General features: G+C 63.8%; 25 protein-coding genes. 7 read left to right on the top strand and 18 right to left on the bottom strand.

Going from position 1 to position 22,518, the window contains the following annotated elements:
* Window positions 1-3 precede the first annotated feature (3 nt).
* From ACTJKX_RS22785 to ACTJKX_RS22770, 4 genes are all read right to left on the bottom strand, one after another.
* Window positions 4-303: a hypothetical protein gene (locus tag ACTJKX_RS22785; protein ID WP_311935695.1), complete on the bottom strand. Its 300-nt coding sequence runs from the start codon at window positions 301-303 to the stop codon at window positions 4-6.
* Between the two features lie 26 nt (window positions 304-329).
* Window positions 330-743: a VOC family protein gene (locus ACTJKX_RS22780; protein WP_440726615.1), complete on the bottom strand. Its 414-nt coding sequence runs from the start codon at window positions 741-743 to the stop codon at window positions 330-332.
* A 4-nt stretch (window positions 744-747) separates the two neighbouring features.
* The gene (gene proB / locus ACTJKX_RS22775) at window positions 748-1,896 is read right to left on the bottom strand and encodes a glutamate 5-kinase (protein ID WP_440726614.1); all 1,149 of its coding nucleotides are present in this window, start codon (window positions 1,894-1,896) and stop codon (window positions 748-750) included.
* A 167-nt stretch (window positions 1,897-2,063) separates the two neighbouring features.
* A complete protein-coding gene (locus tag ACTJKX_RS22770) occupies window positions 2,064-3,101 on the bottom strand; it encodes a DUF4424 domain-containing protein (RefSeq protein ID WP_440726613.1) in 1,038 nt (345 codons plus the stop codon).
* Between the two features lie 308 nt (window positions 3,102-3,409).
* On the opposite strand from ACTJKX_RS22770, the gene ACTJKX_RS22765 reads away from it, so the two are divergent.
* Entirely contained in the window at window positions 3,410-4,141 is a 732-nt protein-coding gene (locus ACTJKX_RS22765) for a FadR/GntR family transcriptional regulator (protein WP_322435270.1), read from the top strand.
* Between the two features lie 237 nt (window positions 4,142-4,378).
* On the opposite strand, the gene ACTJKX_RS22760 is transcribed toward ACTJKX_RS22765, so the two are convergent.
* From ACTJKX_RS22760 to ACTJKX_RS22745, 4 genes are all read right to left on the bottom strand, one after another.
* On the bottom strand, window positions 4,379-5,899 hold the full coding sequence (locus ACTJKX_RS22760; protein WP_440726612.1) for a L,D-transpeptidase family protein: 1,521 nt from the start codon (window positions 5,897-5,899) through the stop codon (window positions 4,379-4,381).
* Window positions 5,900-6,251: 352 nt separating this feature from the next.
* A complete protein-coding gene (locus ACTJKX_RS22755) occupies window positions 6,252-7,133 on the bottom strand; it encodes a 3-hydroxybutyryl-CoA dehydrogenase (RefSeq protein WP_311935676.1) in 882 nt (293 codons plus the stop codon).
* 215 nt (window positions 7,134-7,348) lie between these two features.
* Window positions 7,349-8,080, bottom strand: a complete 732-nt coding sequence (locus tag ACTJKX_RS22750) for an SDR family oxidoreductase (protein ID WP_311935673.1) — start codon at window positions 8,078-8,080, stop codon at window positions 7,349-7,351.
* A 36-nt stretch (window positions 8,081-8,116) separates the two neighbouring features.
* Window positions 8,117-8,602 carry a VOC family protein gene (locus ACTJKX_RS22745; protein WP_394312438.1) on the bottom strand — a complete coding sequence of 162 codons (486 nt, stop codon included), beginning with the start codon at window positions 8,600-8,602 and terminating at the stop codon, window positions 8,117-8,119.
* Window positions 8,603-8,709: 107 nt separating this feature from the next.
* On the opposite strand from ACTJKX_RS22745, the gene gcvA reads away from it, so the two are divergent.
* From gcvA to ACTJKX_RS22725, 4 genes are all read left to right on the top strand, one after another.
* Window positions 8,710-9,603 (top strand): transcriptional regulator GcvA, encoded by an 894-nt coding sequence (gene gcvA / locus ACTJKX_RS22740; RefSeq protein ID WP_394312439.1) that lies wholly within the window; start codon window positions 8,710-8,712, stop codon window positions 9,601-9,603.
* Window positions 9,604-9,808: 205 nt separating this feature from the next.
* Window positions 9,809-10,558, top strand: a complete 750-nt coding sequence (gene map, locus ACTJKX_RS22735; protein WP_394312441.1) for a type I methionyl aminopeptidase — start codon at window positions 9,809-9,811, stop codon at window positions 10,556-10,558.
* 31 nt (window positions 10,559-10,589) lie between these two features.
* Entirely contained in the window at window positions 10,590-10,982 is a 393-nt protein-coding gene (locus ACTJKX_RS22730; RefSeq protein WP_367625977.1) for an ester cyclase, read from the top strand.
* 115 nt (window positions 10,983-11,097) lie between these two features.
* Complete coding sequence (locus tag ACTJKX_RS22725) at window positions 11,098-11,727, top strand: LysE family translocator (protein ID WP_394312443.1); 630 nt, start codon at window positions 11,098-11,100, stop codon at window positions 11,725-11,727.
* 37 nt (window positions 11,728-11,764) lie between these two features.
* Here ACTJKX_RS22725 and ACTJKX_RS22720 read toward each other — a convergent pair whose 3' ends face one another.
* From ACTJKX_RS22720 to ACTJKX_RS22710, 3 genes are all read right to left on the bottom strand, one after another.
* Complete coding sequence (locus tag ACTJKX_RS22720) at window positions 11,765-12,109, bottom strand: hypothetical protein (protein WP_311935654.1); 345 nt, start codon at window positions 12,107-12,109, stop codon at window positions 11,765-11,767.
* A 139-nt stretch (window positions 12,110-12,248) separates the two neighbouring features.
* Window positions 12,249-13,466, bottom strand: coding sequence for an MFS transporter (locus ACTJKX_RS22715; protein ID WP_311935651.1), 1,218 nt, complete (start codon window positions 13,464-13,466; stop codon window positions 12,249-12,251).
* A 480-nt stretch (window positions 13,467-13,946) separates the two neighbouring features.
* Window positions 13,947-14,537, bottom strand: a complete 591-nt coding sequence (locus ACTJKX_RS22710) for a TetR/AcrR family transcriptional regulator (protein ID WP_394312445.1) — start codon at window positions 14,535-14,537, stop codon at window positions 13,947-13,949.
* A gap of 164 nt (window positions 14,538-14,701) precedes the next feature.
* On the opposite strand from ACTJKX_RS22710, the gene ACTJKX_RS22705 reads away from it, so the two are divergent.
* Entirely contained in the window at window positions 14,702-15,100 is a 399-nt protein-coding gene (locus ACTJKX_RS22705) for a RidA family protein (RefSeq protein WP_394312446.1), read from the top strand.
* Between the two features lie 38 nt (window positions 15,101-15,138).
* Here the strand turns inward: ACTJKX_RS22705 and ACTJKX_RS22700 are convergent, their stop codons facing one another.
* Window positions 15,139-16,026 (bottom strand): LysR family transcriptional regulator, encoded by an 888-nt coding sequence (locus ACTJKX_RS22700; RefSeq protein WP_367625982.1) that lies wholly within the window; start codon window positions 16,024-16,026, stop codon window positions 15,139-15,141.
* A 121-nt stretch (window positions 16,027-16,147) separates the two neighbouring features.
* On the opposite strand from ACTJKX_RS22700, the gene ACTJKX_RS22695 reads away from it, so the two are divergent.
* Complete coding sequence (locus ACTJKX_RS22695) at window positions 16,148-16,504, top strand: antibiotic biosynthesis monooxygenase (RefSeq protein ID WP_367625983.1); 357 nt, start codon at window positions 16,148-16,150, stop codon at window positions 16,502-16,504.
* Window positions 16,505-16,573: 69 nt separating this feature from the next.
* Here ACTJKX_RS22695 and ACTJKX_RS22690 read toward each other — a convergent pair whose 3' ends face one another.
* The 6 genes from ACTJKX_RS22690 to ACTJKX_RS22665 all read right to left on the bottom strand — a co-directional run.
* On the bottom strand, window positions 16,574-16,942 hold the full coding sequence (locus tag ACTJKX_RS22690; protein ID WP_367625984.1) for a helix-turn-helix domain-containing protein: 369 nt from the start codon (window positions 16,940-16,942) through the stop codon (window positions 16,574-16,576).
* A 259-nt stretch (window positions 16,943-17,201) separates the two neighbouring features.
* On the bottom strand, window positions 17,202-18,524 hold the full coding sequence (locus ACTJKX_RS22685; RefSeq protein ID WP_440726611.1) for a dicarboxylate/amino acid:cation symporter: 1,323 nt from the start codon (window positions 18,522-18,524) through the stop codon (window positions 17,202-17,204).
* A gap of 247 nt (window positions 18,525-18,771) precedes the next feature.
* Complete coding sequence (locus tag ACTJKX_RS22680; protein WP_440726610.1) at window positions 18,772-19,656, bottom strand: LysR family transcriptional regulator; 885 nt, start codon at window positions 19,654-19,656, stop codon at window positions 18,772-18,774.
* Between the two features lie 130 nt (window positions 19,657-19,786).
* Complete coding sequence (locus ACTJKX_RS22675; protein WP_367625988.1) at window positions 19,787-20,584, bottom strand: alpha/beta hydrolase; 798 nt, start codon at window positions 20,582-20,584, stop codon at window positions 19,787-19,789.
* A gap of 259 nt (window positions 20,585-20,843) precedes the next feature.
* Window positions 20,844-21,785, bottom strand: a complete 942-nt coding sequence (locus tag ACTJKX_RS22670; RefSeq protein WP_440726609.1) for an electron transfer flavoprotein subunit alpha/FixB family protein — start codon at window positions 21,783-21,785, stop codon at window positions 20,844-20,846.
* Between the two features lie 19 nt (window positions 21,786-21,804).
* Window positions 21,805-22,518 (bottom strand): electron transfer flavoprotein subunit beta/FixA family protein (locus ACTJKX_RS22665; protein ID WP_440726608.1); only part of this gene is annotated, 714 nt, incomplete at its 5' end.

Here is a 22,518-nt window from a genome sequence, read left to right as displayed (position 1 = left end):
TCATCAGCCGCCCTGGTAGATATAGTAGCGCACGCCGTTGCCGGGGTCGACGAAGCTGGTCTTGGTGCGGTCGCGCACCTTCTGCCCGGCCGTGAAGCGGCGGCAGCGCCCATCGGCCATGTGGTTGTCGAACTCGCGCTGGAATTGCTCCCCTGAAGCGTGCAGCGTGCCGACATGCTGCTGGGTGCGGCAAGCCACGATGGGCCGCTCCAACCCGCGCGTCACCGTCTCCACCTTCGGCGGCGTGGTGGAACAGGCGCCCAACATGGCGAGCGGGGCGAAAAGTGTGCACAGACGGAACATCGGGGGTCCTTGAGCGAGTGGGAGGCCTATTGTCCCGCGACCGCATCGTGGCAGCACACGCAGAGCTTGTTGCCATCGGGGTCGCGGAAATAGGCGCCGTAATAGTCGGCATGATACTCGGGCCGCAGTCCGGGCGCACCCTCATCCGTGCCGCCATGGTTAAGGGCCGCTTGCCAGGCCCGAGCCACGGCGGGCCGGTCCGGCGCCAGAAGGGCGACCATCGGACCGTTGCCGGGTGCTGGTACCTGCCCGTCGAAGGGCCGGCCGATCAGGAAGATCGGGCGAGAGGCGCTCGGCCGGACCCAGCCCGCCCAAGGACGCTGATGGGGGTGCTCATCTTCGCGAAAACGCAGCACCAGCCCGAGTTCACCAAGCACGGACTCGTAGAAGCGGAAAGCCTTCTCGAAATCGCCGACGCCAAGGAAGGTGTGCGAGATCACCGCCCTACTCCACCGTTACGGTGCTGAGGTCCTCGAAGCGGCTGAACAGAGCCATGTCGTCGCGATGGATCATCTCGCTGGGGCCGGCCCAGCCGAGCACGTCCTCGATGCTGCGGCTCTTCTTGCCGGCGATCTGGGCCGCCTCGCCGATATCGTAGGCCACCAGGCCGCGGCCGATCTCGGCGCCGGAGGGATCGCGGATGATCACCGCGTCACCCTGCGAGAAAGTGCCCTCCACCCGCTTCACCCCCGCTGGCAGCAGGCTGGCGCCGCCGCGCAGCGCCTTGGCGGCGCCCGCGTCGACATGCAGCGTGCCGCGCGGTTCGAGATGGCCGACGATCCACTTCTTGCGGGCGGTAACGGGATTGGACGGAGTGAGGAACCAGGTGCAAGGTCCGCCTTCCTCGATGCGCAGCAGGGGCTGCTCCACCTTGCCCGAGGCAATCACCATGGTGGTGCCGCCGCCCACCGCGATCTTGGCCGCCTCGACCTTGGTGCGCATGCCCCCGCGCGATAGCTCGGAGCCGGCATCGCCGGCCACGCCCTCGATCGCGGCGGTGATGCGCTGCACCACCGGTATCAGGGTGGCGGCGGGGTCGAGATGCGGCGGCGCGGTATAAAGGCCGTCAATGTCGGAGAGCAGCACCAGGCAGTCCGCCCCGGCCATGGTGGCGACGCGTGCGGCGAGCCGGTCATTGTCGCCATAGCGGATCTCGGTGGTGGCGACGGTATCGTTCTCGTTCACCACCGGAACGCAATTGAGCTCGAGAAGCTTGTCGATGGTGCGGCGGGCATTGAGATAGCGCTTGCGCTCCTCGGTATCGCCGAGCGTCACAAGGATCTGGGCCGCCGTCAGCCCCTGCGCGCTGAGGGTCTCCGCCCAAGCCTGCGCCAGGCCGACCTGGCCGACGGCCGCCGCCGCCTGGCTCGATTCCAGCGCCAGCGGGCCCTTGGGCAGTTGCAGGAGCGTGCGCCCCAATGCGATGGCGCCGGAGGAGACCACGATCACCTCGGCGCCGCGCTGGGTGTGACGGGCGAGATCGGCCACCAGGGAAGCCAGCCATTCGCGGCGCAGCTTGCCCTTGGCCTGGTCGACCAGCAGGGAGGAGCCGATCTTGACGACGATACGACGGAAGGAACTAAGTTCGGGCATGGCGGGACGGAGCTGAAGCGTTGTGGGAGGCGCGGTGGCAAGGCAACCGTACCGGTCAACACGGCCTAATGCGGCCAGCGCCGTTCGACAAGCGCAAACACGAAGCAGCGGTGGCAGATCGGAGCCGGCAGGGCGTCCCCAGTTGGCGCCCGTCCCGCCAGGTCACTTCACTTCCTTTCCTCGCTCACCAGAAGCAACACCTTGATGTCCGTCTTGGGCACGTAGTTCTTCACCACCATCTCGAACGTGGTCGGGCCGATCTTCTTCACGCCTTCGCCGCAGAAGGACACCAGCGTCTTGGGATCGCCCTTGTCGACCACCAGGCGGAAATCGCCGATCGGGCCGGCCCAGTTGCCGCCGGAGGTGATGACATAGGCCAGATATTGTTCGTAGCTGACGAAGGTCTTGCCTTCATCGGCCGAAGCGCGCTTGCGCAAGGCTGCCGCCGCCTTGGTGAAGGCCGCATCGGTGCAGAAATCCTTCTCGTAGGACTTGCGCTGCTTGGCGTCGAGATCCGGCGAACCGAAGACCAGGGACGAGACGCCGCCATGACTGGGCACGTAGTCCTGCTGGACGATTACGTCCTTGCCGGCCGGGAAAACCTGCTTGCGCCAGAATTTCGAACGCAGGGTCCAGAGCGGGTAGTAGACTTGGCGTTCGCCCTTGTCGTCGGCGTTGTAGCTGTCCTGATAGACGATGTCGGCATCGGCCAGGGCCTTGCGATCGGCTTCACTGAGGGCATTGATGGCCTTCTCGGTCGCCTCGATGGTCGGTAGCATCGGAATCTTGAGGGCTTTCAGCCTGTCGGTGATCTCGACATCGGGCTTGCCGTCCGTGCCCTTCATGAAGGCGCGCTGCTCGACCTGCGATTCCACCGGCTTGCCGTCGACCTTAGTAGTGAACTTCAGGAAATTGTCGCTGGTGGGATCGGGAATGTCGGTGATGCCGCCGGGCCCGTCGCCGGTGATGTCGGGCATCGGAAAGGCTACCAAGGCCTCATAGTCGGCATTGGTGAGGTTGCGGAAACGATAGCTGATCTTCACCGCCTTGATCGACAGATAGAGATCCTCGGAGACGAGCGCGATCTTGTCGGTCTTGGTGAGCACGAGCCCGCCGGCATCGAGAGAGGCCAGGGTGTCGTCGGCCCGCGCGGGCGATGCCAGCAGGGCGGCAAGAACGGCAATGGCCGGGATGAAACGGGGCACGAACGACTCCTCACAACAACATGAAACAAGCGCGACGAGCATATAGGTGTCACCTCCCCGGACACAACGTCACGACATGGCTCAGGGGAGTGTTCGCGCATGGCAATCGTGATCACAGCCCAGATCTGAACCCTTCTATTCTTTGCGACTCTATCTTGTGGCTAAGCTCATCGGGACGATCTTAGGGCTTGGCGGTATGGTAGGAGGAATGCAACAAATAGATCAGGGAACATGAAACGTCGGCTTTAGCGGACAATCAAACCAACGGATCGCGCAAAGCCTGTTTCGGATAAAACAAGGGGTCGTCAATGGCACGCAGCGCAAGCCGCTCTCGCTCCGGTGCAGCACAAACCCGCCACAGCCAGGCGGCGGCGCTGATCGGCCAGCGCATCGTTGCCGGAGAATGGGCGGTCGGCATGGCACTGCCGACGGAAGCCGACCTCTCGCGCGAACTCGACGTCTCCCGCGCCTCGCTGCGCGAGGCCATCAAGCTCCTGGCCGGCAAGGGCCTGCTCTCCTCCACCCCGCGCCGCGGCACCATCGTGCAGCCCCATGCCAATTGGAACCGGCTCGATGTCGATGTCCTGGTCTGGCAGACCTCGGGCGGCGCGACCAAGAGCTTCGTCAAGGACCTGTTCGAGCTGCGCCGCATGATCGAGCCGGAAGCGGCCGCCCTCGCCGCCCTGCGCGCCACGCCGGAGCAGCGGGCCGCCATCGCCGAAACCTTCGAGGCGATGGCCAATGCCGAGGACATTCAGCTTTCCATCGACGCGGATCTCGCCTTCCACCGCGCCATCGTGCGGGCCACCAACAATGTGCTGCTGGCCGCCTTCCAGCCGGCGATCGAGGCTTCGCTCGCCGTGTCCTTCAAGGTCTCGCGTGCCGGCAATGTGTTGCTGCCCTACACGGTGCCGATGCACCGCGCGGTAGCCGAGCCGATCCTCGCCGGCGATGCCGACGGTGCCCGCAAGGCGATGCTCGCCCTGCTCGACCGCTCCGAAACGGATGCGGAAAGCGCGGCCGTCGAAGACAAGAACTGATACCAGCGGTCTTGGTGCTTGTCCGGTCAAGCACCGTCATTGCGAGCGTAGGGAAGCAATCCAGGAATTGTGGCCGCCACGTTTTCTACCCCTGGATTGCTTCGCTACGCTTGCAATGACACAGAGGCAGATATCGCTGCCGCCAGTATGAATAGGCAAGAAAAAAGGCCCAGCCCGTCTTCGCCCACGAGGGGGACGACGGGCTGGGCCTTTTCATGGATCCGAAGATCGACCCGATCAGTAGGGGTTGACCACCTGCGCATCGGCGATGCGCGAAGCTGAGCCGAAGTCGAGATTGTAGATGTCAGGACGGAAATGGGCGGTACCGTCCGGCGTGACATAGGCGGTCATGTAGACCCAGTGCACCGGAACGCGGTCCGGAATGGCCTGGTCCTTGCGGGCGCCGGTCGCAATCTCCTGGCCGACGCGCTTGGCGTCCCAACCGGAGCCGAGCAGCCAGGCGGCGAGATCGTTCACGCCCTGCACGCGCACGCAGCCATGCGAGAAGAAGCGGTCGACCGAGCCGAACAGGCGCTTGGACGGCGTGTCATGCATGTAGACCGAATCCGAGTTCGGCATCTGGATGCGCAGCTGGCCGAGCGAATTGCCGGCGCCATAGGCCTGGCGAATGGTGTAGTTGGCAGCCTTGCCGCTCGACCAGTCGATCGTCTTGGGATCGATGGTGCGGCCCGAACCGTCGATCACCGACATCCTCTGGCGCGAGAGATAGGAGGGATCGCGCACCATATGCGGGCCGATTTCCTTCTTGATGATGGATTGCGGCACCGTCCAGGTCGGATTGAAGTTGATGGCGCTGATGGTGGCGTCCACCTCGGGCGAGGGATTCTGCGGACGGCCGACCACGGCGATGTAGCGGCGCGCCACCTCGCCATTCTCGATGGCCTCGACCTGGGCGCTCGGGATGTTCACCACCACATAGCGGCGGTTGAAATCGATGAAGCGGGCACCGACCCGCTCCATGTTGTGGCCGATCTGGACCAGGCGGTGCTGCACCGAGACGGCCATCTGGGCGCGGGTGCGTTCATCGATCTTGCCGGTGGCCTGCAGGCCGTAGCGCTGCTGGAAGCGGCTGACGGCGGTGGTCAGCCTGGCATCCCATTTGGGATTGTCGCGCTCGGATTCCGGCAGGTCCTTCTCCATCACCAGGCGCTGGCGCAGCGCCAGCACGGCACTGCCCGTAGCACCCTGGGACAAGCCGGCGGGCGGAGCAGCGGGGAAGCCGCCATTGCGAGCGATCTGGGCATAATATTGCGACAGGCCGTTGAGACGGTCGAGCGAGCCGGCATCGAATGTCGGCATCGAGGACCAGGGCGTGGCCGGGATCTTGATCGGCGTCGAGGCGGCGTAGGACGGACCGGCTGGAACCGGCTTCTTGGCGACCTTGGGCTTGGCCGGCGTGGCGGCAGGCGCCGCGGGGGCAGCATTGTCGGCTGCTGCGGGAGCCGTCGGAGCCACGGGAGCGGCAGGTGCCGAGGCATCGGGAGCCGAGACCGTCGCCGCCGGTGCAGGAGCAGCCGGTTCAGGAGCAGCCTGCGCGGCCGGCGCCGGAGCGGGGCTGGCGGGCTGGGGCGCCTCAGCGGCAGGAGCAGCCGGGGCAGCAGGTGCCTCAGGAGCCGCAGGCGCGGCAACCGGAATGTCCGCCGTTGGCGGGGTACTGTCCTGTGCCAAGGCCGGCGAGGCCAGAACCAGGGCCAAAACGGAAACGGCGGCCAGAACAAGAGGGGTAGGCTGCTTCATAGCAGGAACTTCCACGCTGGTTGCCGAAACGTAAGGTCCGGCACAAAAAGGGATCATAGGCAGCCCTCTATCACGCGACCGGGCCGCGCGGTATGGCCGCCACAGTCTTGCCGCACGATTGTCGGACGGCGTGTCCGATTAACCACATCAGCACTATGTGCTCCGAACTTAATCCGAAGTTTTGGCCTCAAAAGGGCAGAGCTTCTTCATAGCCCAGGGGAGTTAACAAGAAGATATGCCGAGCGGGAGCGTCCCTCCCACCCCCCGCCTGGCGCCCGACAAAAAAGCGACCGCCTCTCCCCTGGCGAGGAAAGGCGGCCGTGCTTTTCGGAGCTGGAAAATCGGCGCCCTGTCAGCGCGTCGCAACCGGCTTTTCGCCGCGATAATCGTAGAAGCCGCGCTTGACCTTGCGGCCGAGCCAACCGGCCTCGACATATTTCACCAGCAGCGGGCAAGGCCGGTATTTGGAATCGGCCAAGCCCTCATGCAGCACCTGCATGATCGACAGGCAGGTGTCGAGGCCGATGAAATCAGCCAGCTGCAACGGGCCCATGGGATGATTGGCACCGAGCCGCATCGCCATATCGATGGATTCGACCGTACCGACGCCCTCATAGAGCGTGTAGATCGCCTCGTTGATCATCGGCAGCAGGATGCGGTTGACGATGAAGGCCGGGAAGTCCTCGGCCACCGCAACCTGGCGATCGAGCTTGGTGATGAAGGCCTTGGCGGATTCAAACGTGCCGTCATCCGTGGCGATGCCGCGGATGATCTCGACCAGTTGCATCACCGGCACCGGATTCATGAAGTGAATGCCGATGAAACGCTCGGGCCTATCGGTCGCCGCGGCCAAGCGCGTGATCGAGATCGAAGAGGTATTGGTGGCGAGGATCGCCTCCGGCTTCAGATGCGGGCAGACATTGCCGTAGATCTTGACCTTGACGGCCTCGTTCTCGGTGGCGGCCTCGATCACCAGATCGCAAGCACCCAGACCTTCCACATTGGGCTCGGCCTTGATGCGGGAGAGTGCTTCGTCGTTCTGGGCCTGCGTGATGAAACCCTTGGAGACCTGGCGCTTGAGATTGCCGTTGACGGTGGCCAGGCCATTGTTGACCCGATCTTCCGACACGTCGTTGAGCACCACGTTCAACCCGGCCAGAGCGGCGACATGCGCGATGCCGCTGCCCATTTGCCCGGCGCCCACAATCCCGACCGTCCTGATATCCACCGTCATTTCCAGTTCCCTGCCATTTGCTCGATCTTATCGAGGCAATCGGCGCGTGGGAAGACCGCAGTCGCAGCTTTCCTGCAGGCCTGTCGGTCGAAATGGTCGCATTCTGACGCCGGCCTCTCGCGAGGAGAAGTGCGTCCCATGCGGCCCGACCTGCCGGAAGAATATCACGAAACGGGCTGCCTGGAAAAATGCAGCTCGATGAAACCGTGATTTCCCTAGATCAGGCAATGCCCGCCATCGATATGGATGGTCTCGCCCGTGGTGAAGGCACTCTGCATCAAATAGAGATAGGCGGGGGCGACATCTGCGGGGGTCGCGATCCTGCCCGCCGGCAGGCGGCCCGCCATGCCCGCGAAGAAGCCGGATTTGGCCTCTCCGACGATCTCGTCCCACATCGGCGTATCCACCCAGCCGGGCGAGACGATGTTCACGCGCCGCGGCGCCAGTTCCAGCGCCAGGGCGCGGGCGAAGAAGCCGAAGGAACCGGCGATCGCCGAAACGACTGCGCCTCCGGGAACCGGCGGCCGGTCCTTGTTGATTCCGGAGGTGAAGATCATCGAACCGTCCCGCCTCAAGGTGGCGGCGGCGTGCTTGGCCAGCATGACGGCGCCGATCAGCTTGTTGTCGACGAAGCGCCGTACCATTGCCATGTCGGTGCGTTCGATAGGATCGCCTGGCGGCGGCGTTCCGGCCGTCGACACCAGATGATCGAAGGCGCCGGCATTTTGGAAGAGCCGGGCAAGATCGGCCTCTTCCGTCATGTCGGCAACGACGGATCGCACCTGCAGGCCCGCATCGAGGCTCTGCTCCGCAGCCCGCAGCTTGTCGGGTGAGCGGCCGACGATCACCACGTCCGCACCGTTCTCCAGGGCCGCCCTGGCAACACCGAGGCCGATGCCGGAGCTCCCTCCGACGACGATGATCTTCTGTCCCGTGAACGCGGCCATGGGAAACCTCCGATTGTCTGCTGTCACAGGGATGGGTCAGGCCCGGCCCGCATAGGCCGCCTCGAGATCGGCGACGATGATCTTGGTCATCTTGTATAGGGCCTGTCTGACCCGATCCGCCTTCTCGCGGTCGGGATCGGCCATCAGCCGCAGTGTGACCTCCGGGATGACCTGCCAATAGACCCCATATTTGTCCGTCAGCCAGCCGCACGGCTTTTCGGAGCCGCCATCGGCCGTGAGCGCCTGGTAGTAATAGTCGGTCTCGGCCTGATCTGACGTCTCGACATAGAGCGAGAGCCTTTCATTGAAGGGCGGCATCGACCCGGCGTTCAGCGCCGTCAGGCGCAGCCCCTCGAGTTCGAAGTCGAAAGTGGCATGCGGAACCGTCCTGTTCGTCCCGGAGATCCAATCGGTGAACTCGGTATCCCCGAGCGCCTTGGCGTTCTTGAAGACCGACAGATAGAAGTCCCGGGCCTCCCGGGCATTCAGGTTGAACCAGAGAAAGGGATGGATCGTTGCCATACTGTCCTCGTGAGGATTGATCACAAATCCTGCGCATTGTGGGCAGCAGATTCTCGACAGACAAACCAAAATTCGGCATATTCCTGTGATTCAAACTCACAGATATCATGGCTCGCAAACTTCCACCCCTTCATGCCCTACCGAGTTTCGAGGCCGCAGCCCGGCATCTGAGTTTTTCCCGGGCGGCGCAGGAGCTCAACGTCACCCATGGCGCCATCAGCCGGGCGATCAAGACTCTCGAAGATCGCCTCGGCGTCCTCCTGTTCGAACGCACGAGCCGTACGGTGCGCCTGACTACCGTCGGCGCCCCCTATGCGCGGGCGGTTCGCAACGTGCTCGACCAATTGGGGGTCGCCACCGCTGCGGCGACGGCCCACCAGTCGAGCTCGACCCTGAACGTCAGCACCTCCGACGGCTTTGCGGGACGCTGGCTGGTGCCACGCCTCTATCGTTTCCATCGCGCAAACGGCGATATCGACGTGCGGGTCTCGACCACCGGCAGGCTGACCAACTTCCTGGGCGACGGCATCGACATCGCCGTACGCTATGGCGGCGGCACCTATCCGGGCCTCACCTCGGAATTCCTCATGGGCGAAGAGGTCTTTCCCGTCTGCAGCCCGAAGCTGCTGGAGGGCGCTCATGCGCTGCGCCGGCCCGAGGATCTCAGGCACCACACCCTGATCCATGACGGTTTTCCGATCAATTGGGCGAGCTGGCTCGCCAGTGCCGGGGTCGAGGGTGTGGATCCGCATAGCGGGCTCACCTTCGATTCCTATTCCTTCGCCGTCGAATCCGCGGCGCAGGGCGAAGGCGTCGTACTCGGCCGGACCATGCTGGTCGCCGCCGATCTCGCTGCCGGTCGGCTGGTACGCCCTTTCGGACACGCTCTCAAATCCCTCTCCAGCTTCTATGTCGTCTATCCCCCCGACGCCATCCGACAGCGCAAAGTGAAAGCTTTTCGCGACTGGCTCTTTGCGGAGATGGCGCCGCCATCGGCTTGACCACGGCCTCAGGCCTTGCAGCCGAAGCCTGGCGTGCCCTATTTAAGGCGGCAAAGTCTCGCATTGGCGATGCGGGCGGATCGGACGGCGAAACCCGCAAGCAAGGCCGGGTCCTCGGCCGCGCGCCCGGCCTTCCGGCACATGGGAGCTGGGACGGCACGCTCCTTCCACCTTGTTCAATTGATTTGAGAACGCACGACCGATCATGACGATTTCGAACGAAGACGAATTGCTTAGGCTCAAGGAGATCGGCCGCATCGTCGCCAACACGCTGGCGGCGATGGGCGCTGCGCTCGAACCGGGCATCACCACGGCCGAGCTCGACGCGATCGGCCGCAGGCTGCTCGAACGGGAGGGAGCCCGCTCCGCACCCGAACTTTGCTACGATTTCCCCGGCGCGACCTGCATCAGCGTCAACGAGGAGATCGCCCACGGCATTCCGGGCCAGCGCCGGATCGAGCCCGGCGACCTCGTCAATATCGACGTCTCCGCCGAGAAGGATGGCTTTTTTTCCGATACCGGCGCCTCCTTCGCGGTGGAGCCGGTCTCCAAGGCCACCCAGCGCCTGCTCAGGGACGGCAAGCGGGCGATGTGGACGGGTATCCGCCAGGTTGGCGCCGGCCTGCCGCTCGCCAATATCGGCAACGCCATCGGCGAATTCGCCCGCAAGAACCGCTATACGCTGGTGCGCAATCTCGCCAGCCACGGCGTCGGCCGATCCCTGCATGAGGAGCCCAAGGAGCTCGCGACCTGGCCTGATCGCTCCGAACGCCGGAAGATGCAGGAAGGCCTGGTGTTCACGGTGGAACCGTTCCTTTCCCTGGGCGCCGAATGGGCTGCGGATGGCGACGATCCGTGGACATTGTTCAGCGAACCCCGCGCCCCGACCGTGCAATATGAGCATACGGTGGTGGCAACCCGCACCGGTCCCCTCGTCCTCACGCTGGCGGCGTGAGGCCCCCCGGAGGAAGCGAGAAGCAAGCCCAATGGACGCCACCATTCTCGCAGGCCTCTACCAGGCCTACATCGCCTGCCTCAACCGGCAGGACTGGAGCGAACTCGGGCATCATGTCGATGAGGCTGTCGAGCATAATGGCCGGCGGCTGGGGCTGTCAGGCTATCGCGGCATGCTCATCAAGGATTTCGAGGACATTCCCGACCTGGCCTTCCACATCGAGCTCCTGGTCTGCGAACCGCCCCTTGTGGCAGCCCGGCTCGCCTTCGATTGCACGCCGAAGTCCGGCTTCCTCGGCTTGAAGCTTGACGGGCGCAGGGTCTCGTTCACGGAGAATGTGTTCTACACTTTTAAGGCCGGGAAGATCGTCACGGTATGGTCTGTAATCGACAAGGCCGCGATCGAGGCGCAACTGGAGCTCTGACGAACGGTCCCGCCAAGAGGCGAGAATGTGTCGCGGTCCGGCCGCCACTTGCGACAGCGTCGATCTCGGGTGTTATGGTCGCCGCCCAACCCCGAAGCCGATGGAAGCCGACGATATGCCCTCCTTTGACGTGTTGCTCGCCTTCATCGTCACGACGGCCCTGTTTTCCGTACTGCCGGGCCCCTCCATGCTCTATGCCGCGGCCAGAACCATGGCGGGTGGGCGCCAGGCCGGGCTGATGGCAGCGCTCGGCCTGCATCTGGGCGCCTATGTCCATGTCGCCGCGGCGGCCGCCGGCCTGTCGGTGCTGTTCCATGCGGTGCCCATCGTCTATGCCGGCGTCAAGCTCGCCGGTGCCCTCTACCTGATCTGGCTTGGCATCACCCTGTTCCGGGCGCGGCAAAGCACGGATGCCGGGACGACCGGCGCCACTCGCTCGGCCCGCCAGGCCTTCGCACAAAGCGTCACCGTCGAGGTGCTCAACCCGAAGACCGCGCTGTTTTTCCTGGCCTTCCTGCCGCAATTCGTCGACGGTGCCGCCACTTTTCCGCTCTGGCTGCAATTTGCCATCCTTGGCACGGTCGCCAATGTCCTGTTCGGTTTCGTCGATGTGGTGATCGTGATGCTGGCCGCCGTGATCATCGGCCGGCTCAAGCGTTCCTCCGGCGTGCAGCGACTGATGCGCCGCGTGGGCGGGGCGATCCTGGTCGGCATGGGCGTCCATCTCGCCCTGCAGAGGGGTTAGCGAAAGCCCACGATATTGATCGAGAATACCGTCGCGATCAGCCGCATTGCTGCGCGAGCAGCCCCTGATAGAAGCCGAGCTCGGTCACCCTCGCCGACCAGTCGGCATCGGGATTCAGCTGCGCCGTCCCGCATCGCCGCATGATTGGAGCCGCCGTTTTCAGCACGTCGACACGCCGCCGATAGACTTGGCAGATGGCGGCCTGGTCAGTCGCACTGACGGCCCTCAGCTCTTGATCCGAAGCTCGCATGGCCTGTTCCGCCGCCACGACCTCAGTGGTGCAGGAGGATCTGTAGGGCGAGAGAGCGATCCACGAGGCGAGGAAGGCGATCGCGGCTGCCGTCGCGAGAAGGGGCGTCCTCCACCGCTTGAGTGACGGCATGAAGATGGCCTCCGGTTCTGGTTTTCTCAATCAGCCAGATTCGTAACGCTGTTTCGCTCCGGATCAAGGACATCCTTTTCGCGCCACCGGCGTTGAAGAGCCTGAGCTCCCCTCGACGCCGGTGCAGTATCGAAGGCTCTCACCCGGCCGGAGCCAGTTGCTCCCGCGGCTTGGCGAAAGGCCGGAAGGTCAGAGCGATCAGCGTCGCCGCGATGCCCATGCCCCAGGAGCCGACATAAAGCCACATATAGGTATTGAAGTAGTCGTAGATCATGCCGCCCAGCAACGGGCCGAGTGACATGCCCAGGCTGCCGGCCATCGCCGTGCCGCCGATGATGGTGCCCATCATCTTGAGCGGGAAATTCTCGCGCACGATCACGGCATAGAGCGGCATCACGCCGGCATAGATGAAGCCCACCACCACGGCTACGGCATAGAACTGGCCGAGCTGGCTGGCGAAGGCATAGAACAGCACGCCGAAGGCCTGGGCGAACAGCCCGATCACCAGCATGCGCTGGGCGCCGAAGCGGTCGCCCATCACGCCGAAACCGATGCGTCCGAACATGCCTGCCAGGCCCTCGACGCTGTAGATGGTGACGGCGGCGATCATCGGGATGCCGCAAGTCACGGCATAGCTCACCGTGTGGAAGATCGGCCCCGAATGCGTGGCGCAGCAGAAGAAATTGGCCAGCATCAGCACGATGAACTGCGGCGAACGCACCGCCTGGCGCAGCGTCATATCCGATTGCGGCTCGTTGGCCAGAGCTGCTTCGTTGCCCTGCTCCAGGGCAGGCGGCCGGCGCAGCAGCAGGGAGGTCGGAATCATGACGGCAGCAGCGATGGCTGCGATGATCAGCATCGACGTCCGCCAGTCATGGATGGTGACCAGCCAGGCGGCGAGCGGCGCCATGGTCATCGGCGCCATGCCCATGCCGGCCGAGACCAGCGACACAGCCAGGCTGCGCTGGGTATCGAACCAGCCGGTGACGCAGGCCATCATCGGCGCGAACATGGCAGCGACCGCCACACCCACCAGCACGCCGAAGACGAGCTGGAACTCGACCAGCGATCCGGCCTGGCTGGCCAGGGCCAGGCTGGCGGCAAGCAGGACGGCGCCGGCCAGCACCACCGGACGCGGGCCGAAGCGGTCGGACAGATTACCCCAGACCATGCTGGCTAGCGCCATCGCCAGGAAGCCGAAGGTCATGGCGGTCGAAATGCCGGTCACCGACCAACCGGTCGCTGCCGACATGGGTTTGAGGAACACCGGCAACGAGAACATCGCGCCGATGGCAACACATCCGAGCAAGCCGCCTGCGGCGACGATCACCCAACGATAGGAATTCCTGTCCATCATGGTCCACCCGTTCCTGTGCCGCGGGCTGCATCGCATCTCGCGCTTCGTCGGGAAGGACGGGAAGCGCAAGGACGCGACGAAACAGGATGTGTGAGCAACGAGCGTTCACGTCCGAGCGCCTTTGCTCCAGGCCTGTCGCGGCGATACCTCAAGGACGCACGAGCAACTGACGATCCGACATGCGATTGCAAAATTATTCTGGTTGCAAAATGCCATCAGAAAATACACGGCGCGCAAACATGGCGTTGTGGCCGAGGACAGGCCTAGCCAGCCCCCCACCCTGCCCTCGTTTCCGGCCGGAATCGTCGCCACAAGCCTCCGTTCGGCCGAGCTTCGTCTCAGCCGGCGATCTCAACTCTGCCATTGGCAGCCGAGGAGGTGGGAGTAACAAATCCGGCGACATTGCAAGGCGAGGGAAACAGGCCTGGAGCAAAGCGCGTCCTTGCGATTCTTGTCGATGCCGCCAAATCACAAAACCCTTTAGGGTTGGCGCAGCCCTGTCGCCAAGGCGCGAAAAGTCTCCACGGCCTTGGGCAAAACCTTCTGAGGATTCTCGCTCGCGGCGATCCACAAGGCTGCATTGAGTGCAGCCGCACTCAACAGCCGGGCCGCGGCTTCGGCATCCAGCGGTTTCATGATGCCTTGCCCGATCAGGCGTTCGACCGTTCGCTTCGTCACCTGCAGGCAATTGTTCTGGCTCGGCCATAGCGAGGGATCGCCGAGGACCGCCGGCCCGTCCAGCAGAACGATGCGCTGCACCTCCGGATCGAGAGCCATCTCGATATAGGCCACGCCCTCGATCAGCAGTCCTTCCCATTCGTCCTGGGCGTGGATGGCCGCCTGATGCGCACGCTCCGCCATCTCGGCGTCGATCTGGTTGACCACGGCGGCCAGAAGCCCGCGCTTGTCGCCGAAATTATGATAGAGCGCCCCCCGCGTCAGGCCGGCTTCCGCCGTCAACTCATCCATCGAGGCCGCAGCATAGCCGGTTCTTGCAAACGCCCTGCGCGCGGCCGCGATCAACTTGGCGCGATTCTCCTCCATCGTCTCGGCCCGGCGTCTGGCAGCCATCGCAGATCCTTTCATATACGCGTCGTATCTGGATTGACATGCGGCGCGTATGTCCATAATTCTAGATACGCACCGTATATCAAATGCGATGGGGCCGTGTGAAGCCCTTATGGCGTCGAGCGAGATCCGCACGTAGCCGGATCATGAACAAGAGGACTGAAGACATGGCACAGCGTGAGGCAATTTTCCCGGCGGACCGGCATGCGCTTTACGAGGCGCACGGCTATTCGGCGGCGATCCGGTCGGGCAATCTCCTGTTCGTGTCGGGTCAGGTCGGCAGTCGTGCGGACGGCACGCCGGAACCCGAGTTCGAGCGCCAGGTACAGCTGGCCTTCGACAATCTGAGGGCAACGCTGAAGGCGGCGGGTTGCGGCTTCGACGACATCGTCGACGTGACCAGCTTCCATACTGATCCCGAAGCCCAGTTCGAGACCATCATGGCGGTGAAAAACCGGATCTTCGACCGCCTCCCCTACCCGAACTGGACGGCAATCGGCGTGAACTGGCTGGCGGGTTTCGACTTCGAGATCAAGGTCATCGCCCGCATTCCGGATGCAGCCTGACCTGTCCGCCCTGCGGCGGCATTCTTCGATGGCGGCGATTACGCTGCGAACAGGCTGGTGGCCATATAGTCGACGAAAACCCGCACTTTCGGGGAGAGGTAGCGATTGCTCGGCCACAGCACGCGGAAGGTGCCGGCTTCAGCAAGATGGTCCTCCAGCAGCGACGTCAGGCTGCCCCGCGCCAGTTCCGAAGCGACGGCGAAGGGCGGCAGGCAGGTGATGCCGAAGGCGTGCTCGGCCAGATAGATCAAGGGCTCCAGCGTGCTGGCAATCGTGGTCTGGGGCAGGTCGAGCTTGAGTTCACGCCCATCCCGCACCAACGGCCAGGGTTCGAGCTTGCCCGAATTGGCATAGCGATGATGCAGGCAGCGATGGGCCAGCAGATCCTCCGGCACGTCCGGCGTGCCATTGGCGACGAGATAGGCGGGTGCCGCGACGATCCTGTGCTTGAAGGCTCCAAGTTTGCGGCTCATCAGGCGCGTGTCCCTGACCTCCCCGGTCCGGATTACCGCATCGAAACCTTCCTCGATGACGTCGACCAGCCGGTCCGTAAAGTCGAGATCGAGATCGATCTCGGGATAAGCCGCCATGAAGGACGCAATCGTCGGCATCAGCAGCATGCCGGCTAGCGGCAGGCTCACGCGCAACTGCCCGCGCGGAGTTGCCTGCGACCGCGACAATTGCGCCTGCGCGGTTTCGAACTCGGAGTGGATGCGCCGGCAAGTGTCGAGGAAGAAGCTGCCCTCCTCGGTCAGCGCCATGCTCCGGGTCGAGCGGTGGAACAGGCGTGCGCCCATCTCCTCCTCAAGCCGTGCGATAGCCTTGCCGACGGCTGAGCCGGACAGGCCGAGGCGCTGCCCGGCAGCCACGAAACTTCCGGCTTCGGCGGCCTGGATGAAGATGCTGAGCGTTCCGAGCTTGTCCATGGGCAGCGATTACGGAATAAATTTCCGATGTGATATGAATACCAGCTTATTTATCCGCTATTTTGTCGTCGATATCCAGATGTGGCCGCGGCCAGCCGCCGCGTTTTCATCGGAGACACTCATGGATACCGAATCCCCCGCCGGTTTCTCGGCCGCTCCTGCGCCGACGACCTTCGTCGTCAACGTCATTCACGCCCATCCGGGCAAACAGGAGGAGGCTTTCGCGGTCATCCAGGACGTCGTGCACTATGTGGCCGAGCGCAAGGAAGGCTTCCTGTGGAGCACCTTGGCCAAGAGCACGGACGGACTGACGGTCGTCAACATCGAGGCGATCCGGGGCGCCGGCAATGTCGAGGAGTTCTTTTCCGACCCGGTATTCGCGGCAAAATTCCGCGAGCTCGATGAGGTTTCCAGGAGCGAGTTTCACACCTATACCGTCGGCGACCTCGTCCTGCCGAAGCGCGTGACGGCGACCTGATCATCCAGCTCCTCACTCGAACCGGTGCCCGGGTCAATCAGGCTGCATCGCAATCCCTCGGCAGGTCTCTCACGAAAGCGCCTGCCGCCTTTGTGGCTGGCAGGCGATGCCCACCAGATGGGCGCTGGGGCCGACGAACCAGCGCAAGGCCGTAGCCTCGAATTGCACGAAGCCTTCGCTCTGCAGCGTCGTGAGCAGGCGATGCGCCGTCGATGGAGCCAGGCTGGTGCCGCGAACGACTTCCGAAAGCGTCATGCCGCGCGGGTCCCGGGCAATGCATTTGAGGATCGATAGGGCTCGCAACACGGCCTGGACGCAACCATGACCGACGGGACCGTCGCGATCCTCGCGAAATTGGCTGGGATTGCCGAATGGCAGTCCCCGCGTGTCACCGGCGATGCCGCCGAGATGTTGCTCGATTGCTTCCAAAGCAGACACCGGTTCTCCCTCCCGTTGTTTTGCGGACGCTCCCTCCTTATGTTGCCGTTCCTCTTATACGTCCAATATATCATTAGGATCGGGTGATACTCTGTAGATATTTATTATCGCCGGAATCGATCGATGGCAGAGGGTCATTCGGACGGGTCGGATTGCCCATGCCGGCCGTGCTGCAGCACCAACGAAAAACCTCCCCCTGCAGGACGCGGGGGGAGGCTGGCAAAGTAGAATGCGTTCAGCTGAGATGCCGTTTCATGCCTCAGCGAGACGATGAAGCCTCTTCGCCCGGCAAGGCGGTCTCCTGCGCTGTCTTTTCGTAAGGGCCGGCACGCTCGCCGTTCAGGACGCGGTTGGCCTGTGCTCTGTCGATGTCGCCTTCCCAGACGGCAATGACGACGGTGGCAACACAATTTCCGATGAGATTGCCGAGCGCCCGCGCCATTCCCATGAACCAGTCGACCGACAGCACCAGGACCAGGCCGATCACCGGGATCACAGGCAGCGCGGACAGGGTGGCGGCAAGAACGACGATGGCCGATCCCGGTACGCCATGCGCCCCTTTCGAGGTGAGGAGGGCGACGCCGAGCACGACCAGAAGATCGGTTTCCGAGAGCGGCGTATTGGTGGCCTGCGCGATGAACACGGCAGCCAGGGTGAGGTAGATGGAGAAGGCATCGAGATTGAAGGAATAACCCGTCGGGATGACCAGGCCGACGGTGGAATCCTTGATCCCCATCCTCTCGAGCTTGCGCATGATCTGCGGAAGCACGCTGTCGGACGAGGCGGTGCCCAGGACGATCGTCAGTTCTTCGCGCAGATAGATCAGGAACTTGATCAGGCTGAAACCGGCCATCCGCATGATGATGCCGAGCACCACCAGCACGAAGAAGATCACGCTGACATAGAACAGGAGGACGAGATAGCCGAGCTGCTGCAGGGAGCCGACCCCGTATTTGCCGACCGTGAAGGCGATGGCGCCGAACACGCCCAGCGGAGCGAGCCGGACGATGAAGCCGATGATCTTGAAGAGAACGTCGGTGGCGATGTGGATGAAGTCGGCCACGGGCCGGCCACGTTCGCCGAGCAAAGACAGCCCGGCGCCGAACAGGATGGCAATCATCAGGACCTGGAGAATGTCCCCCTTGGCGAAAGCATCCGTGACAGTCGTCGGAATGACGCGCAGCAGAAAGTCGACCCCGCCGGTGACTTCGCGCACATGATCGGTGTAATTGGCGAGCGCGCTGCCATCGAGTGTCTTGGGATCGATGTTCATGCCGACGCCCGGCTGGAAGAAATGGGCCATCAGCAGGCCCAGGCACAGGGCGATCGTCGTCACCACCTCGAAATAGACGATGGCCTTGACGCCGACCCGGCCGACCTTTTTCAGATCCCCCGCCCCGACGACACCATGGACGACGACGCCGAAAACCAGGGGCGCAATCACCATCTTGATCAGCTTGATGAAGGCATCGCCGAGCGGCTTCAACTGGCTGGCAAAGCCCGGCCAGAGAATGCCGACCACTATTCCCAAAACAAGCGCTATGACCACCTGCCCGAACAGGGATCTGAAGAATCTGAGCATATATTTCCTCCACGGTCGGCGCCGTCATTGTTTCTGATTTTGCCGAAGGAGCGGTCAGTTCCCCAAAGGGGTCCGGTAACGGTGCGTTCTCCCAAACGTCGTCCGCCACACTCCCGATCGCAATGGCGCCGTATGCAGCAACGCTTAGAGCACAAAATCCCAGCGCCAGGAGGCGCGATTCCATATCATGGAAACGGGTATCGTAGCGCCACCGACGGAAGATTACCCAAAGGCATTCCGGTCTTGCCTAAGGCGAAACAAGAAAATAGGCACGCGTCTCATCCAGGAACCGGTTCACCACGGCGCTGCGATCAGAGCGATACAGCATGATGACATCGGCAATCGGCGCCGGCTCAACCAGCGCCCGGTAGACGACACCGGGTCGCAGCATTTCCTTCGCGGCCTCCGGCACGAGAGCGACACCGAGACCTGCAGCAACCAGGCTGAGCAGCGAATAGGATTCGACGACCTGCTGGGTGATATTGGGGTCAAATCCCGCCTCGATGCAGCATTCCTTGAGATAGCGGGCAAACCGGGAATTCTTCACCCTCAGAAAAACGAACTGCTCGTTCCTCAATTCGGAGAGTTCGATCCTCTCATTGACCGCCAGCGGATGCGACTGCTGCAGGGCCACACCGACTTTTTCCTCCCACGCCAGTTCGGTGACCAGATCGGGATCGCCGACCGGCCCCCGCAGGAAACTGATGTCGATCTTGCGTGCGTGAAGGGCGGCCTCCTGCTCGAGCGGCGGCATCTCGCGGATACGCACCTGGACTTCCGGCACGTGCAGGCGAAACCGGGCGATCAGACCCGCCAGCGGCCCCATCAGCACCGATCCGGTGGTGGCAAGGTCGAGCGTCCCGATCTGCCCTTGGCCAATGGCGTGCGTCTGTTCGGCGGCTTCGTCCACCTGGGCAAGGATCGCAGTCGCATGATCGCGAAAGGCGAGGCCGGCGGCGGTCAATTCGACACGCCGTTTGTTTCGCAGGAAGAGCTGGGTCTTGAGTTCGTATTCCAGGTCCTGGATCTGCGTGCTCAGAGGCGGCTGGGAAACGCCAAGCCGAGTGGCGGCGGCCCGGAAGCTGAGTTCCTCGGCGACAGCGATGAAATAGCGCAGATGACGCAGTTCCATAATCTCTCCCCTGTGTGGCACTTCGATGAGCCGAGGCTAGCGCGTCATCTTCGAGTCTCGCTGATATTTCACAACACCGCCTCCCCAATCCCGCCCATCTGCGCCCCGCACGGCCCGGCGAGGCAATCGATCAACGCGCCATCGCGCCGTCGATCCACGCCCGCACCTCGGGCAGGACATAGCCGAGGCTGAGATGGCCGGCCCCCTCCACGGGCATGAAGGTCTTGGGCTGGTTGGCGAGGTCGTAGAGGCTCTTGCCGAACGCGAAGGGAATGACACCATCGGCAGTGCCGTGCACGACGAGCAGCGGGACCTTCACCTTGGCGATGCGCTCGTCGGAGGGGAAGGGATCCAGCATCACCCAGCGCACCGGGAACATGCCATAGAGGCGGGAAGCCACGGCGAGAGCCGAGGTGAAAGGCGAATCGAGCACCAACGCGCCCACGCTGTGTCGGGCCGCCAGGGCGACCGCCACGCCCGAGCCCAGGGACTGGCCGACGACCACGATGCGCTCGGGTGCCGTTCCGAGAGCCAGCACCTTGGCATAGGCAGCCTCGGCGTCGAGCAGCAAGCCCTGCTCGGAGGGCGAGCCGGTGGAGCCGGGATAGCCACGATATTCCACCGCCATCAGGCCGTTGCCGCCGGCCACCAACGCGCGCAACAGCTCGGTCTGCAGGGTGAGATTGCCGCCATTGCCGTGGAAATAGAGCAGAAGGGGCCTGCCCGGCGCGGGCGCGACATGCCAGGCGATCAGTGTCTCACCATCTTCGGTGCGCAGCTTGACGACCTCGGCGCCGGCTATGGCGGGTGGCAGCACCTCGCCGCCCGGCTGGAAGACGAAGGAGCGCTGGGCAAAGGCCAAAGCGGCGAAGGCCGCCAGATAGAGCGCCGCAACCAGGGCGGCGATGACAATCAGGAACTTCGACACCAAGCAGGCTTTCCAGGACGGCACAGGAAGCGCAATTCGCCATGGGCCGGCAGGGAACGCAAGGGCGAAGGGAACAGCGTTGGGGGTATCGATGGCCACCGCATACAAACGTCATTGCGAGCGTAGCGAAGCAATGACGATCTCCATCATGGTAGATGCATTTCGGCCTCGGCCATGTTTCCAAAGAAAATGTGCCGGCCCGTGAGGGCCGGCACACTCAAATCATCCGATAAAGACGGGCGGATGCCGCCCGTTGTCCCTACTTACCGAGCTTGGCGAGTTCGTCCTTGAGCTCCGGCAGGGCGGTGTAGAGATCGGCGACCAGGCCGTAGTCGGCGACCTGGAAGATCGGGGCCTCTTCGTCCTTGTTGATGGCGACGATGACCTTGGAGTCCTTCATGCCGGCCAGATGCTGGATGGCGCCGGAGATGCCGACGGCGATGTAGAGGTCGGGCGCGACCACCTTGCCGGTCTGGCCGACCTGCCAGTCGTTGGGGGCATAGCCCGCATCGACCGCGGCGCGCGAGGCCCCCATGGCGGCGCCGAGCTTGTCGGCCACCGGTTCGATATAGGTGGCGAAGTTCTCGCGGTTGGCCATGGCCCGCCCGCCCGAGATGATGATCTTGGCCGAGGCCAGTTCCGGACGGTCGGACTTGGCCAGTTCCTCGCCCTTGAAGGTCGACAGGCCCGGATCGGCCGCGGCCGCTGCCGGTTCCACCACCGCCGAACCGCCTTCGCCGGTGGCGGCGAAGGAGGCGGTGCGCACGGTGATCACCTTCTTGGCGTCGACCGAGGTCACGGTCTGGATGGCGTTGCCGGCATAGATCGGCCGCTCGAACGTATCGGACGAGACGACCTTGACGATGTCGGAGATCTGCATGACGTCGAGCAGGGCGGCGACGCGCGGCAGCACGTTCTTCCAGGCCGCCGTCGAGGGCGCCACGATGGCGTCATAGCCGCCGGCCAGGCTGACGATCAGGGCCGCCGTCGGCTCGGCCAGGCGATGCTCATAGGCGGCATCGGCCACCAGGACCTTTTCGACGCCCTGCAGCTTGGCGGCCTGTTCGGCGGCAGCCTGGGCGTTGGCGCCGGCCACCAGCACATGCACCGGGCCACCGAGTTCCTTGGCGGCGGTGAGGGCACGGTTGGTGACGTCCTTGAGGCCGGTGGCGTCGATCTCGGCGATGAGAAGAGTGGTCATGATATCAATCCTCCTGCGCTCAGATGACGCCGGCTTCGTTCTTGAGCTTGTCGACCAGCTCGGCCACCGAGGCGACCTTCTTGCCGGCCTGGCGCGCCGGCGGCTCCACCGTCTTCACCACGGTCAGGCGCGGGGCGATGTCGACGCCCAGCGCCTCCGGGCTGGTCTCGTCGATCGGCTTCTTCTTGGCCTTCATGATGTTGGGCAGCGAAGCATAGCGCGGTTCGTTGAGGCGCAGATCCGTGGTGATGATCGCCGGCAGGTTGAGCGCAACCGTCTGCAGGCCGCCATCGACCTCTCTGACAACGTCGATCTTGTCGCCGCCGACCTCGAGCTTGGAGGCAAAGGTGCCCTGCGGCCAGCCCAGCAGCGCCGCCAGCATCTGGCCGGTGGCGTTCATGTCGTCGTCGATGGCCTGCTTGCCCAGGATGACCAGGCCCGGGTTCTCGTTGCCGATCACCGCCTTCAGGAGCTTGGCCACCGCCAGGGGCTCGACGGTGGCATCGGTCTTGATCAGGATGCCGCGGTCGGCACCCATGGCCAGGCCCGAGCGCAGCGTCTCGGCCGCCTGGGCCGGGCCGATCGAAACCACCACCACTTCGCTCGCCTTGCCGGCTTCCTTCAGACGCAGCGCTTCCTCCACGCCGATCTCGTCGAAGGGGTTCATCGACATCTTGACATTGTTGAGATCGACACCCGAACCATCGGCCTTGACGCGGATCTTCACATTGTA

The sequence above is a fragment of the Labrys sp. 22185 genome (genome assembly GCF_052045555.1).
Taxonomy (GTDB): domain Bacteria; phylum Pseudomonadota; class Alphaproteobacteria; order Rhizobiales; family Labraceae; genus Labrys; species Labrys neptuniae.
This window is presented reverse-complemented; position numbering and strand designations above follow the sequence as displayed.

Coding starts and splice junctions, on each gene's coding strand:
- ACTJKX_RS22720 (WP_311935654.1), bottom strand. CDS start 12,109: ATGCCGTCACTCAAGCGGTGGAGGACGCCCCTTCTCGCGACGGCAGCC.
- ACTJKX_RS22670 (WP_440726609.1), bottom strand. CDS start 21,785: ATGACCACTCTTCTCATCGCCGAGATCGACGCCACCGGCCTCAAGGAC.
- ACTJKX_RS22745 (WP_394312438.1), bottom strand. CDS start 8,602: ATGGCAACGATCCATCCCTTTCTCTGGTTCAACCTGAATGCCCGGGAG.
- ACTJKX_RS22755 (WP_311935676.1), bottom strand. CDS start 7,133: ATGACGGTGGATATCAGGACGGTCGGGATTGTGGGCGCCGGGCAAATG.
- ACTJKX_RS22685 (WP_440726611.1), bottom strand. CDS start 18,524: ATGCTCAGATTCTTCAGATCCCTGTTCGGGCAGGTGGTCATAGCGCTT.
- map (WP_394312441.1), top strand. CDS start 9,809: ATGACGATTTCGAACGAAGACGAATTGCTTAGGCTCAAGGAGATCGGC.
- ACTJKX_RS22765 (WP_322435270.1), top strand. CDS start 3,410: ATGGCACGCAGCGCAAGCCGCTCTCGCTCCGGTGCAGCACAAACCCGC.
- ACTJKX_RS22700 (WP_367625982.1), bottom strand. CDS start 16,026: ATGGACAAGCTCGGAACGCTCAGCATCTTCATCCAGGCCGCCGAAGCC.
- ACTJKX_RS22705 (WP_394312446.1), top strand. CDS start 14,702: ATGGCACAGCGTGAGGCAATTTTCCCGGCGGACCGGCATGCGCTTTAC.
- proB (WP_440726614.1), bottom strand. CDS start 1,896: ATGCCCGAACTTAGTTCCTTCCGTCGTATCGTCGTCAAGATCGGCTCC.
- ACTJKX_RS22730 (WP_367625977.1), top strand. CDS start 10,590: ATGGACGCCACCATTCTCGCAGGCCTCTACCAGGCCTACATCGCCTGC.
- ACTJKX_RS22680 (WP_440726610.1), bottom strand. CDS start 19,656: ATGGAACTGCGTCATCTGCGCTATTTCATCGCTGTCGCCGAGGAACTC.
- ACTJKX_RS22750 (WP_311935673.1), bottom strand. CDS start 8,080: ATGGCCGCGTTCACGGGACAGAAGATCATCGTCGTCGGAGGGAGCTCC.
- ACTJKX_RS22725 (WP_394312443.1), top strand. CDS start 11,098: ATGCCCTCCTTTGACGTGTTGCTCGCCTTCATCGTCACGACGGCCCTG.
- ACTJKX_RS22785 (WP_311935695.1), bottom strand. CDS start 303: ATGTTCCGTCTGTGCACACTTTTCGCCCCGCTCGCCATGTTGGGCGCC.
- ACTJKX_RS22760 (WP_440726612.1), bottom strand. CDS start 5,899: ATGAAGCAGCCTACCCCTCTTGTTCTGGCCGCCGTTTCCGTTTTGGCC.
- ACTJKX_RS22710 (WP_394312445.1), bottom strand. CDS start 14,537: ATGGCTGCCAGACGCCGGGCCGAGACGATGGAGGAGAATCGCGCCAAG.
- gcvA (WP_394312439.1), top strand. CDS start 8,710: ATGGCTCGCAAACTTCCACCCCTTCATGCCCTACCGAGTTTCGAGGCC.
- ACTJKX_RS22695 (WP_367625983.1), top strand. CDS start 16,148: ATGGATACCGAATCCCCCGCCGGTTTCTCGGCCGCTCCTGCGCCGACG.
- ACTJKX_RS22715 (WP_311935651.1), bottom strand. CDS start 13,466: ATGATGGACAGGAATTCCTATCGTTGGGTGATCGTCGCCGCAGGCGGC.